This window comes from Enterovirga sp., assembly GCF_035325185.1.
Taxonomy (GTDB): Bacteria; Pseudomonadota; Alphaproteobacteria; order Rhizobiales; family Beijerinckiaceae; genus Enterovirga.
In genome coordinates, this window is record NZ_DAOLAJ010000085.1 from 3,383 (window position 1) to 15,098 (window position 11,716).

At 70.1% G+C, this 11,716-nt stretch carries 10 protein-coding genes and 1 pseudogene; 3 read left to right on the forward strand and 8 right to left on the reverse strand.

Going from position 1 to position 11,716, the window contains the following annotated elements; genetic code table 11:
- The 3 genes and pseudogenes from PKD06_RS14835 to PKD06_RS14845 all read right to left on the reverse strand — a co-directional run.
- Window positions 1–303, reverse strand: a pseudogene (locus PKD06_RS14835) (cysteine methyltransferase); the annotation flags it as partial.
- Window positions 304–316: 13 nt separating this feature from the next.
- On the reverse strand, window positions 317–535 hold the full coding sequence (locus PKD06_RS14840) for a hypothetical protein (RefSeq protein WP_324381385.1): 219 nt from the start codon (window positions 533–535) through the stop codon (window positions 317–319).
- 31 nt (window positions 536–566) lie between these two features.
- On the reverse strand, window positions 567–1,736 hold the full coding sequence (locus PKD06_RS14845; protein ID WP_324381386.1) for an acyl-CoA dehydrogenase family protein: 1,170 nt from the start codon (window positions 1,734–1,736) through the stop codon (window positions 567–569).
- 374 nt (window positions 1,737–2,110) lie between these two features.
- On the opposite strand from PKD06_RS14845, the gene PKD06_RS14850 reads away from it, so the two are divergent.
- Together PKD06_RS14850 and PKD06_RS14855 are read left to right on the forward strand one after the other, a co-directional pair.
- Window positions 2,111–3,079 (forward strand): Ppx/GppA phosphatase family protein, encoded by a 969-nt coding sequence (locus PKD06_RS14850; protein WP_324381400.1) that lies wholly within the window; start codon window positions 2,111–2,113, stop codon window positions 3,077–3,079.
- 50 nt (window positions 3,080–3,129) lie between these two features.
- On the forward strand, window positions 3,130–3,801 hold the full coding sequence (locus PKD06_RS14855) for an RlmE family RNA methyltransferase (protein WP_324381402.1): 672 nt from the start codon (window positions 3,130–3,132) through the stop codon (window positions 3,799–3,801).
- On the opposite strand, the gene PKD06_RS14860 is transcribed toward PKD06_RS14855, so the two are convergent.
- Window positions 3,764–5,029 (reverse strand): O-antigen ligase family protein, encoded by a 1,266-nt coding sequence (locus PKD06_RS14860; RefSeq protein ID WP_324381388.1) that lies wholly within the window; start codon window positions 5,027–5,029, stop codon window positions 3,764–3,766. The two genes, PKD06_RS14855 and PKD06_RS14860, sit on opposite strands and share 38 nt — an antisense overlap.
- Before the next feature lie 260 nt (window positions 5,030–5,289).
- Between PKD06_RS14860 and guaB the strand changes: the two genes are divergently transcribed.
- Window positions 5,290–6,792: an IMP dehydrogenase gene (gene guaB, locus PKD06_RS14865; protein ID WP_324381390.1), complete on the forward strand. Its 1,503-nt coding sequence runs from the start codon at window positions 5,290–5,292 to the stop codon at window positions 6,790–6,792.
- A 5-nt stretch (window positions 6,793–6,797) separates the two neighbouring features.
- Here the strand turns inward: guaB and PKD06_RS14870 are convergent, their stop codons facing one another.
- The 4 genes from PKD06_RS14870 to rpe all read right to left on the reverse strand — a co-directional run bounded on the left by PKD06_RS14870 (window position 6,798) and on the right by rpe (window position 11,266).
- The gene (locus PKD06_RS14870) at window positions 6,798–7,685 is read right to left on the reverse strand and encodes a cation diffusion facilitator family transporter (protein WP_324381392.1); all 888 of its coding nucleotides are present in this window, start codon (window positions 7,683–7,685) and stop codon (window positions 6,798–6,800) included.
- Window positions 7,686–7,810: 125 nt separating this feature from the next.
- Window positions 7,811–9,157, reverse strand: a complete 1,347-nt coding sequence (locus PKD06_RS14875) for a cyclopropane-fatty-acyl-phospholipid synthase family protein (RefSeq protein WP_324381394.1) — start codon at window positions 9,155–9,157, stop codon at window positions 7,811–7,813.
- Between the two features lie 64 nt (window positions 9,158–9,221).
- Window positions 9,222–10,532 (reverse strand): adenylosuccinate lyase, encoded by a 1,311-nt coding sequence (gene purB, locus PKD06_RS14880; protein ID WP_324381396.1) that lies wholly within the window; start codon window positions 10,530–10,532, stop codon window positions 9,222–9,224.
- A gap of 53 nt (window positions 10,533–10,585) precedes the next feature.
- Window positions 10,586–11,266, reverse strand: a complete 681-nt coding sequence (gene rpe / locus PKD06_RS14885; RefSeq protein WP_324381398.1) for a ribulose-phosphate 3-epimerase — start codon at window positions 11,264–11,266, stop codon at window positions 10,586–10,588.
- Window positions 11,267–11,716: the final 450 nt, after the last annotated feature.

The following is an 11,716-nucleotide window of genomic DNA, read 5'->3' on the forward strand; positions in this document are numbered from 1 at the left end:
AATCGTGAGGGCGATCTCGTAGACCCGCCGCTCGAAGGCTGAGACGCCTTCGAGATCGAGCGGCAGGGCCGACAGGTCGGTCCTCTGCCCGGCGAGGAGGGAGCGCATGGCCGCGATCGCGCTTTCGATCTCCGGCGGAGCCGCCGCCTCCTGCGCGCCGGGGAAGCGTCGGAGCAGCGCGCGTCGCGTCGCCGGCTCATCGGCGGCGGGAATCTGCACGCCCGCGATGCCGCGGGGCGTCCAGACGATCCCGACCGGGCCGATCCCTGTCGGGAAGAGACGGAAGCGGCGATCCGGGACCATGGGCCGCTCCGGCCTATTTTCCGTAGCCGATCGCGCCCATCGTGGGCAGAACGGGGCTGGTGGCGCCGCCATACACGTCCATCCGGCGCTGCTGCGTGCCGAGCGTGTCGGAGGAACGCTTGAACCTGTCCGTCGAGACGTCGGAACCGGCCGAGCCGCCTCCGCCGCCGCTCATGCAGCCGGCGAGGCCGGGCGCGGCGAGGACCGCCAGGATCAGGGCTAATCGTTTCACGTCGGTCGTCCTTCTCGGGCGCGGATGCGCTTCACCGGCCCATGCGCTTGGCCACTTCTTCCAGCATCACCTCGGTCGCGCCGCCGCCGATCGTCTGCACGCGCGCGTCCCGCGTCATGCGCTCGATGGTCGATTCGCGCATGAAGCCGAGACCGCCGTGAAATTGCAGGCAGGCCGCCATGACTTCGTTGACGAGATCGCCGCACAAAGCCTTCACCATGGAGACCTCTCGGGTCGCCTCGTGCCCCTGTGCGTCGAGCCAGGCGGCATGATAGACCAACTGGCGCGCCGCCTCCACCTTCGCTTGCAGCATCGCGAGGCGCTGGCGGATCGCGCCCTTGGCCCAGAGCGGCTCGCCGAAGGCCCGGCGGCTCGTCAGCCAGTCCAGCGTCAGGTCGATCGCCGCCTGGGATTCGCCGACCGCCATGGCGCCGATCACCGTGCGCTCGTTCTGGAAGTTGCGCATGATGGCGTAGAAGCCCTGGCCCTCCTCGCCGAGAAGGTTCGCGGCGGGCACGCGGCAATCCTCGAAGAAGAGTTCCGCCGTATCGGACGAGCGCCAGCCGTGCTTGTCGAGGGCGCGGCCGACCCGCAATCCCGGCGTGCCCTTCTCGACCAGGATCATCGAGATCGAGCGTGACGGCCTCTCGCCTTCGCCCCCCGTCTTCACGGCGACGCAATAGAGATCGGCCAGCACGCCGTTGGTGATGTAGATCTTCGAGCCGTCGATCACGTAGTCGTCGCCTTCGCGCCGGGCGCGGGTGCGGATGGCCTTCACGTCCGAGCCCGCGCCCGGCTCCGTCACGGCGACGGCGCAGATCTTGCGGCCCGCCACGATGTCGGCCATGTGCGCCGCCTTCTGCGCCGGCGAGCCCGCATGGGCGATGTGGACCGAGGCCATGTCGGTATGGACCAGCACGGTGATGGCGAAGCCCGAGAAGGTCGAGCGGCCCAGTTCCTCCGCCAGGACCACCGTCGCCAGGGTGTCGAGTTCGGAGCCGCCATATTCGGCCGGATAGCGGATGCCCAGGAAGCCGAGATCGCCCATCCGGCGCAGCACCTCGCGCGGGACATGGCCCAGCTCCTCCCAGGCGAGGCCGTGGGGCTTCACCTCCTCCTCGACGAAACGCCGGACCTGTTCCCGGAGCATGTCGTGCTCGGGCTCGAAATAGGCGGAGCGCCGCTGCGCTTGGGTGGTCATGGGCGTGTCCCGGCTGCCGATGGCGAATCGGATAACGCATATCGCCCGCAAGCGCGCCCGCGAAAGGGCGGCCCGATGTCCCTTGCAAGAGCGCGGCGCGGTTTCACGGGGATGCAGTTCCGTGATGCACTTGGCACTTGCGGGTTCTGCTTGTTAGGTTCCATCCACGGAGCCGGCCGCGCGCGGGCCGGCTCGAGAAAGTCGGAGCCTTGCCGGATCTCAGTTGTCATCTCGCGCCTGCCGGGCTGGAGCACGGGCGCCTGGGGGGAGACGCCCCGGCCGGAGGCGGGCGGACGCCCGGCGCCGCTCAGTCCCGTCCCGTATCCGGCCGCGGGCGTTCGCAGGCCCGGCGCGCGGCGCCGGCCTATGCCGCGCTGGATCTCGGCACGAACAATTGCCGGCTCCTGATCGCGGAGCCCTCCTACCACGAGTTCCGCGTGGTGGACGCCTTCTCGCGGATCGTGCGCCTCGGGGAGGGGCTGGGTCTCGGCGACCGGCTCGCCGAGGGGGCGATCGACAGGACGGTCGGCGCGCTCCGTGTCTGCAAGGCCAAGATCGAGGCGCGGAACGTCGTCCGCTCCCGCCTCGTCGCGACGGAAGCCTGCCGCCATGCCTCCAACGGCGCCGAATTCATCGAGCGCGTGCGCGCGGAGGTCGGGCTCGAGATCGAGGTGGTCGACCGGCAGACGGAGGCGACCCTCGCCGTGATGGGCTGCGCGTCGCTGGCCCATCCCAAGGCGGGCTCGGTCGTCATCTTCGATATCGGCGGCGGCTCGACCGAGCTTGCGTGGCTCGACGGCCAGACGGGCGGCGACGAAATCTGCGCAAGCGAGCGCATCCGCGCCTGGGACAGCCTTCCGACGGGCGTCGTGACCCTGGCCGAGCGCTACGGCTCGACCCGCGTCACCCATGGCGTGTTCGAGGACATGGTGGCGGAGGTAGGCGGCCGGCTGCTGCCCTTCGCGCTGAAGGCGGGCGCGGCGGCGGCCACCCCGAATTTCCACCTGCTCGGGACCTCCGGGACCGTCACGACGATCGGCGGCATCCATCTCGGCCTCGAGCGCTACGACCGCCGGCGCGTCGACGGCATGTGGATGCGCGGCGACGACATCGAGACGGTCACCGACAAGCTGATCGAATCGAGCATCCAGGAGCGCGCGAGCAATCCCTGCATCGGCCGGGACCGGGCCGATCTCGTCCTCGCCGGCTGCGCCATCCTCGAAGCCATCCGCCGGGCCTTTCCGGCGCCGTACCTGCGCATCGCCGACCGGGGGCTCCGGGAGGGCATCCTCATGTCCATGATGCTCGAGGACAAGGTCTGGGTGAGGCGGAGACGCATTTGACCACCGGGGAGCAGGGCCGGCCGAAGCGCGCGGGCGCGCCGGCCGGGCGCATGAAAGTCAGGAAGGGCGGCAACCGGACCCCCTCCCAGCGCGCCTGGCTGGAGCGCCAGCTCAACGATCCCTACGTCGCGCGCGCGAAGCGCGAGGGCTATCGCTCGCGCGCGGCCTACAAGCTGATCGAGATGGATGACAAGTACCGCCTCCTGAAGCCGGGCGGGCGGGTCGTGGATCTCGGCGCGGCGCCGGGCGGATGGGCGCAGGTGGCCGCCGCGCGTGTGGGGCGGGCCGCGGGGCGGGGGCGGGTCGTCGGCATCGACCTCCTGGAGATCGACCCGTTGCCCGGAATCGATCTCCTCATGCTTGACTTCATGGCGCCGGAGGCGCCCGGGCGCCTGCGGGAACTCCTGGACGGAGAGGCCGATCTCGTCATGTCGGACATGGCCGCCAATGCGACGGGCCACAAGAAGACCGATCACCTGCGGATCATGGGGCTCGCCGAGGCGGCGGCTGAATTCGCGCGCGAGGTCCTGGCGCCGGGCGGGGCCTTCCTCGCCAAGGTCCTGCAAGGGGGAACCGAGGGCGCGCTGCTCGCCGACCTCAAGCGCGACTTCGCGGCGGTCCGGCATGTGAAGCCCGCCGCCAGCCGCTCCGATTCGGCGGAGCTTTACGTCCTTGCGACCGGCTTCAGGGGGAGGGCGCCGGCCGGCTCCGAGCCGGGCTGACCTCCCCGGTTCCGGCGGCGGGCAGCCGCGCCGTCCAGAGGGCCGCGATGCCGAGGACGGCGCTCCACCATCCCTGCCAGATGCCGTGTCCGACGAGCATGATCGCTCCGGCTGCCGCCAGGGTGGCGGCTCCCGCCATTCCCTGGGGCAGGGGGAGCCGGCCGAGGCCGAGGGCGAGAAGGGCCAGGGCCGCGCCGGCCAGGGCGGCTCCGACGAGCCCCGTCTCCGCCCAGATCTGGAGATAGCCGTTATGCGGATGCCAGGCGCCGAGCATCACGCGATGCTCGGACGGGACCTCGCTCGCGACCGGCTCCTGCGCCATGCGCGAGCTGGTCCCGAAGCCGACGCCCCCGATGGGGCGCCGCTTCACCACCTCGCCGAAGCTCTGCCAGACGTCGAGGCGCTGGTCGGCATGGGCGAAGTTCAGGCGCTCGACGACCTTGGGGGGCAGGAGGCGGAAGGCGGCGTCGCCGAGCACGGGCGCGACCAGCATCGCCGCGACGAGCCCGGCCGCGAGCGCCCGCGAGGCGGCGCGGAGGGAGAAGGCGGCGAGGAGGGCGACGGCGAGGCCGATCGCGAGCCCCATCGCCGTCGCGCTCGAATGCGCGAAGAAGACGGCGATGCAGAAGAGCGCGAGCAGGGCGCCGGCGATGGGGCGCCTGCCGGTGAACCACAGGTGGATCGCGAGCGGCCAGAAGAGGATCAGCATCGCGGTCACGGAGCGCTTGAAGATGAAGACGTAGCTGCGCACGCCGAGCTGCATCCGAAAGGCCATCCCCGTGGACAGCTCGACGACGATCGAGAGGCAGCCGAAGGCGAAGGCGATGGTCGCGAGCTTCAGCGCCCAGGCGGGGATCGGCCGGGGAAGGCAGGCGTGGAGCACGAGTGCCGCCGCGCTCGCCAGAAGCAACTCGCCATAGGCGGCGATCGACGTCTTGAAGTGGTGTCCCCAGCCGATCGAGACGGCGCCGAAGGCCAGGAAGGCGAGGCAGAGCAACCCGATGGGGCGCCCCAGCGTCGCGAGGATGCGCTGGCGCATGAGGCCGAGATCGCCCGAGACGGCGCGGGCGGCCAGGGCGGCGAGGGCGGCCGCGACGAGGATGGGCTGGGCCGAGCGGTTGACCAGGGCCATGCCGAGGGGGACGATGGCCAGGAGGCCGAAGGCCAGGGCGTCCAGCCGCTCGGCCGCCGAAGGTGCCTCTCGCCTGCTCGTCGCGCTCGCCTGCAAGCCGGATCTCCCATGTCGGGACCATTCCCGCGGGGGGCACGCCTAGGCAGCGGCGCGGGCCGGGTCAATGCGGCAGAGCGCGGCCCTCCATATCCGGGAGTCTCAATATGCGCTGCAACACGGCATGTGCGTCGATCCCATGTGCATTGCAGCGCAACAGACTGGCGGGGCGGCGGCGCGCGTGCTAGCGCCCCTTGCCAACTGGCCGCGGAGGCCGCGTCGCCCCGCGCGCCGCCCGGCCCCGGTCGAGAGGGGTTGGCATGAACGACGGCTCGAGGCGTCCTGAAATCTTTGAAGGCTTGACCTTCGACGATGTCCTGCTGCGGCCGGGACGGTCGGAGGTTCTCCCCGGCGATGCGAGCCTGCGCTCGGTCCTCACCAAATCGATCTCGCTCAACCTGCCGATCATCGCCTCGGCCATGGATACGGTGACCGAGGCGAGGATGGCCATCGCGATGGCTCAGAGCGGGGGACTCGGCGTCATCCACCGCAACCTCGATCACGAGGTGCAGGCCGAGCAGGTGCGGCTGGTCAAGAAATTCGAATCCGGCATGGTGATGAACCCGATCACCATCCATCCCGACGAGACGCTGGCCGACGCCCTCGGCACCATGGAGCGGAACGGGATTTCGGGCATTCCCGTGGTGGAGCGCGGGCCGAACGGCTCCCGGGGCAAGCTGGTCGGCATCCTGACCAACCGCGACGTCCGCTTCGCCTCCACGCGGAGCCAGCCGGTCTCGGAGCTGATGACCAAGGACCGGCTGATCACCGTCCGCGAGGGGGTGAGCCAGGAGGAGGCGAAGCGCCTCCTGCACCAGTTCCGCATCGAGAAGCTGCTGGTCGTCGACGACCATTACCGCTGCATCGGCCTCATCACCGTCAAGGACATCGAGAAGCAGGTCGCCTATCCGCACGCGGCCAAGGACGACCAGGGCCGGCTCCGCGTCGCGGCGGCGACGACGACGGGCGAGGAGGGCTATGTCCGCTCCGAGCGGCTGATCGACGCGGGCTGCGACGTGATCGTGGTCGACACGGCTCACGGCCATTCGGTCCGGGTCCTGGAGAGCGTGACGCGGGTCAAGAAGCTGTCCAATTCCGTCCAGGTCATCGCCGGCAACGTCGCGACGCGCGAGGGGGCAAAGGCGCTGATCGATGCCGGTGCCGATGCGCTCAAGGTCGGGATCGGGCCGGGCTCGATCTGCACGACGCGGATCGTCGCGGGCGTCGGCGTGCCGCAGCTCACGGCGATCATGGAGGCGGTCGAGGCCGCCCATGAGAGCGGAACGCCGGTGATCGCCGACGGCGGCATCAAGTATTCCGGCGACCTCGCCAAGGCGCTCGCGGCGGGCGCCTCCGTGGCCATGGTCGGCTCGCTGCTGGCCGGCACCGACGAGGCGCCGGGCGAGGTGTTTCTCTACCAGGGGCGGTCCTACAAGGCTTATCGCGGCATGGGATCGGTGGGGGCCATGGCGCGCGGCTCGGCCGACCGCTACTTCCAGGCCGAGGTGCGGGACGCCCTCAAGCTCGTCCCGGAAGGCGTCGAGGGGCAGGTGGCCTACAAGGGCCCCGTCTCCAACGTCCTGCACCAGCTCGCCGGCGGCCTGCGCGCGGCGATGGGCTATGTCGGCGCCGCCGACCTCGAGGAGTTCCGCCGGAAGGCGCAGTTCATCCGCATCACCGGGGCGGGCCTGCGCGAGAGCCACGTCCACGACGTGACCATCACCCGCGAGAGCCCGAACTATCCGCTCGGGAGCGGCCTCTAGAGAACCTAAAGCACCACGATGCCGGCGTGCTTGGCCTTGTTCTCCGGCTCGACATGGATGGTGACGAGGCAGGTTTCGAATTCGGCGCGGATGGCCCGCTCGATGCGGTCGCAGATGTCGTGGGCCTCCGACACCGTGAGCGCGCCCGGCACCACGAGGTGGAAATCGAGGAAGGTCATGCGGCCGGCATGGCGGGTGCGCAGGTCGTGCGCCTCGATCGCACCCTCCGCATGGGTCGCGATCAACTCGCGTATGCGCGCGATCGTCTCGGGCGGGGCGGCCTGGTCCATGAGGCCGCCGACCGATTCGCGCATCACCTGCCAGCCGGACCAGAGGATGTTCAGGGCGACGAGCGAGGCGAGGACGGGGTCGAGCTGGGGGATTCCCGTCGCGATCGCCGCGAGGAGGCCCACCAGTACTCCGACCGAGGTGACCACGTCCGCCATGAGGTGGCGGCCATCGGCCTCGAGGGCGTGGGAACGCAGCTTCCTGCCGCGCCGGATGAGGATGAGGGCCCAGGCTGCGTTCAGCAGCGAGGCGGCCCCGTTGATGGCGAGGCCGAGGGCCGGCGCCTCGATCTTTCGCGGCGAGAGAAAGGCGTCGTAGGATTCGCGCAGGATCAGCAGCGCCGCCACCACGATCAGCGCGCCCGCGAAAACCGCCGAGAAATATTCCGCCTTCGAATGCCCGTAAGGGTGGTTGGCATCGGCCGGCTGGAGGCTGACGCGGATGGCGTAGAGGGCGACGAGCGCGGTCGCCACGTTGATGATGCTCTCGAGCGCGTCCGAATAGAGCGCGACGCTCCCGGTCACGTGATAGGCGGCGTATTTCAGGATCAGCACCGCAACGGCGACCGCGATGCTGCCCAGGGCAAGCTGCTGACTCGAATCCATGGCGCGATCGGCCGGAGCCGCCCTCAGCGGGGGCTCCCGGGAAAGGCCGGGCACGGGACATCGGCCCTGCGGCGCGCGGCGCGCGGAAGAATCGTCATGCTGGTCCTCGCCTCCTGCGGGGCGCCCTATACCGCGTCGCGCGATGAGGGCGAAGCCCGTCCGCCGCTTGCGCTTCGCGCCGGGACTGCGGCCCGGCGGGGCTTGCGCTGGGGCGCGGGCCAGCCCGGCACCGTCGCGAGAGCGCGCTCGCGCCGGGCGAGTTCGCGCTCGCGCTCCTCGATATAGCCGCGCCGGAGCGGGACCGCGTCCTTGTCGCGGCTGAGCTGGATCTGGAATACCGCCAGATCTTCCCAGCGAAAGCACGCCTCGGCTCCTGCGAGATAGAATTCCCAGATGCGGCAGAGCCGCTCGTCGTAGAGGCGGGCGGCTTCCTCGCGCCGCTCGGCGAAGCGACGGCCCCAATGGGCCAGCGTGTCCGCATAATGCAGGCGCAGGATCTCGACATCCGTGACGCCGAGGCCCGAGCGCTCGACGGCCGGCATGATCTCCGAGAGGGAGGGCAGGTGGCCGCCGGGGAAGATGTGGCGGCGGATCCAGGGATTGGTGTAGCCGGGCGCGCAGGTCAGCCCGATCGTATGGAGGAGCGCGACGCCGCCCGGCGCCAGCAGCCGGGAAAGCGCGGCGAAGAAGGCTTCGTAGCTCTTGGAGCCGACATGCTCGAACATGCCGACAGAGACGATCCGGTCGTATCGGCCGCGCGCGGCCCGGTAATCCTGCATCTCGAACGAGACGCGGCCGGCGAGCCCGCGCCTTTCGGCCTCGCGGCGAGCATGGTCGAGTTGCTCCGTGGACAGGGTGATGCCGGTGACGGAGGCCGCCCCCGCGATCTCCGCCAGGTAGAAGCCGAGTCCGCCCCAGCCGCTGCCGATGTCGAGCACGTGGTCGCCGGGCCCGATCAGGAGCTTGGCCGCGATGTGGCGCTGCTTGGCCCGCTGGGCCTCGTCCAGCGACTGGCCGGGATGCTCGAAATAGGCGCAGGAATATTGCCGCTCCCTGTCGAGGAAGAGGTCGTAGAAGGCGCTGGACAGGTCGTAGTGATGCCGGACGTTCCTGCGCGCCCGGGTCGCGCCGATCGCGGGCGCGAGGGCCTGCGCCGCGCCCCTCAGGGCGCGCCTCAGCGGGTGGCGCAGCAGGCGCCGGTCACCCCGGCTGTCCCGGAGCAGGAGCTGGAACAATTCGGTGAGGGTGCCGCGCTCCAGGATCAACCGTCCGTCCGCATAAAGCTCGCCCAGATGAAGCTCCGGGTCGAGGGCGAGCAGCCGGCTCGCGCCGCGCCCGAGAAGACGCACTTCGACGGCAGGTCCGGTTCCATCCCCGGCCGTGATGCGGCGGCCGGTTTCCTGGGTCACGGTCAGGCTTCCGCGCCGGACGAAGGCGCGGACGAGTTTCGAGAACAGACGGTCCGAGATCATTTCCGGGCCTCGGCTGAAAAGGCCCCGTCGGGACAACGACCGAGCCTTCGCCGGGTTTCGGACCTCAGGCGCCCGCGCCGAAGACGCGGCCGAAGACCGTGTCCACGTGCTTGAGGTGATAGCCGAGATCGAACAGCTCCTCGATCTCCTGCGCAGACAGCGAGGCGGTCACGTCCGGGTCGGCCTTGAGGAGGGCGAGGAACTCGCCTTCCCCGCGCCAGACCGGCATGGCGTTGCGCTGGACGAGCCGATAGGCATCCTCGCGCGAGACGCCCTTCTGCGTCAGGGCGAGCAGCACGCGCTGGGAATGGACGAGGCCGCCGAGCCGGTCGAGGTTCTTCTGCATGTTCTGCGGGTAGATGACGAGCTTCTCGACGACGCCGGCGAGGCGGGCGAGAGCGAAGTCGAGCGTCACGGTCGCATCGGGGCCGATCATGCGCTCGACCGAGGAATGGGAGATGTCGCGCTCGTGCCAGAGGGCGACGTTCTCCATGGCCGGGATCGCATAGGCGCGGACCATGCGGGCGAGGCCGGTGAGGTTCTCGGTCAGGACCGGATTGCGCTTGTGCGGCATGGCCGAGGAGCCCTTCTGGCCCACGGCGAAATACTCCTCCGCCTCCAGCACCTCCGAGCGCTGGAGGTGCCGGATCTCGATCGCGAGCCGCTCGATCGAGGAGGCGACGACCCCGAGCGTGGCGAAATACATCGCATGGCGGTCGCGCGGGATGACCTGGGTCGAGACCGGCTCGACCGCGAGGCCCATCTTCTGTGCCACATAAGCCTCGACCCTCGGGTCGATATTGGCGAAGGTGCCGACCGCGCCCGAGATCGCGCAGGTCGCGATTTCGGCCCGCGCCGCGACGAGCCGCGCCCGGGCGCGCTGGAACTCGGCATGGTAGCCGGCGAGCTTCAGCCCGAAGGTGACGGGCTCCGCATGGATGCCGTGCGAGCGCCCGATGGTCGGCGTCATGCGGTGCTCGAAGGCGCGGGTCTTCAGATGCCCGAGCAGCGCATCGACGTCGGCGATCAGGATGTCCGTCGCCCGCGCGAGCTGGACCGAGAGGCAGGTATCGAGCACGTCCGAGGAGGTCATGCCCTGGTGCACGAAGCGCGCCTCCGGCCCCACGATCTCGGCGAGATGCGTCAGGAAGGCGATGACGTCGTGCTTGGTGACGCGCTCGATCTCGTCGATGCGCGCGACGTCGAAGACCGCGTCCCGGCCCTTCTCCCAGACCTTCTCGGCCGCTTCCTTCGGCACGACGCCCATCTCGGCGAGCGCCGTCGTCGCATGGGCCTCGATCTCGAACCAGATGCGGAACCTCGTGTCCGGCGACCAGATCGCCGTCATCTCGGGGCGGGAATAGCGGGGGATCATGATCGGTCCTCAGAGTCCTTCAGCATGTGCCGCGACGGGCGGAAGAGGGAAGGTCAGGTCCATTGCCCGGTCGCCCGCTCTGCCGCGGCGCGGATGGCCTCGATGGGCTGCGCATAATCCGGGCCCTGGCCGAAGACGGCCGAGCCCGCGACGAAGACGCTCGCCCCGGCGGCGGCGGCGAGGGGGGCGGTCTCGGTCGTGATGCCGCCATCCACCTCGATCGCGATGTCGCGACCGGCGATCATCGCGCCGATGCGCCGGACCTTCTCGAGCGGGGCATCGAGGAATTTCTGGCCCCCGAAGCCCGGATTGACCGTCATCACGAGGACGAGATCGACGAGGTCGAGCACCGGCTCGACCGCCGATTCCGGCGTGCCCGGATTGATGGCGACCCCTGCTTTCTTGCCGAGCGCCCGGATCGCCTGGAGCGAGCGGTGGAGATGCGGGCCGGCCTCGGCATGGACCGTGACAAGATCGGCCCCCGCCTCCGCGAAGGCGGCGAGATAAGGATCGGCCGGGGCGATCATCAGATGGACGTCGAGCGGCTTCGCGGTGACCTTGCGGATCGTCCGCACGATCTCCGGCCCGAAGCTGATATTGGGCACGAAATGCCCGTCCATGATGTCGAGGTGAATCCAGTCGGCGCCCGCCCGGTCGACCGCCTGCACCTCCTCGGCCAGACGGCCGAAATCCGCGGCGAGCACCGAAGGGGCGATGAGGATCGGCATGGACATGAGGCCGGCTATCACGCGGCCCCGGAAGGGGGCAATGCGCTCCCGCGCGCGGCAGCCCATCGCGGATTTTAAGGAGGCGTTAACCAGGATCCTGGACAACCCGGATCATGTCGTCATCTTCCAGGAGGATCATGGCGTCGCAGGATCACAGGACGGGAGAGGGATCGACGGGCGTCAAGGCGGCTTGGCCGCCTCCCGGGCGGGCGGGGCTATCGCATCTGGCGGTTTCCGCCGCACCAACCCTCCCACCGCTTGCGGTGGGGAGGGCGGACTCGGCCGAAGGCCGAGCCGGGTGAGGGGTGCTGCCGCCTATCGTGAGGCTTGGGTTTTCGCGTCGACGCGCCCCCACCCCGGTCGGACGCTTCGCGTCCGCTCGCCCTCCCCACCGCAAGGGGGGGGGGGAGGGTTGGCGCGGCGGAAACCGCCATATGCAACAGCCCTGCCGCTCGC

Excerpts from the sequence above, each read along its gene's own strand:
- PKD06_RS14845 (WP_324381386.1), bottom strand. The coding sequence starts at position 1,736 with ATGACCACCCAAGCGCAGCGGCGCTCCGCCTATTTCGAGCCCGAGCAC.
- PKD06_RS14855 (WP_324381402.1), top strand. The coding sequence starts at position 3,130 with ATGAAAGTCAGGAAGGGCGGCAACCGGACCCCCTCCCAGCGCGCCTGG.
- guaB (WP_324381390.1), top strand. The coding sequence starts at position 5,290 with ATGAACGACGGCTCGAGGCGTCCTGAAATCTTTGAAGGCTTGACCTTC.
- PKD06_RS14870 (WP_324381392.1), bottom strand. The coding sequence starts at position 7,685 with ATGGATTCGAGTCAGCAGCTTGCCCTGGGCAGCATCGCGGTCGCCGTT.
- PKD06_RS14875 (WP_324381394.1), bottom strand. The coding sequence starts at position 9,157 with ATGATCTCGGACCGTCTGTTCTCGAAACTCGTCCGCGCCTTCGTCCGG.
- purB (WP_324381396.1), bottom strand. The coding sequence starts at position 10,532 with ATGATCCCCCGCTATTCCCGCCCCGAGATGACGGCGATCTGGTCGCCG.
- rpe (WP_324381398.1), bottom strand. The coding sequence starts at position 11,266 with ATGTCCATGCCGATCCTCATCGCCCCTTCGGTGCTCGCCGCGGATTTC.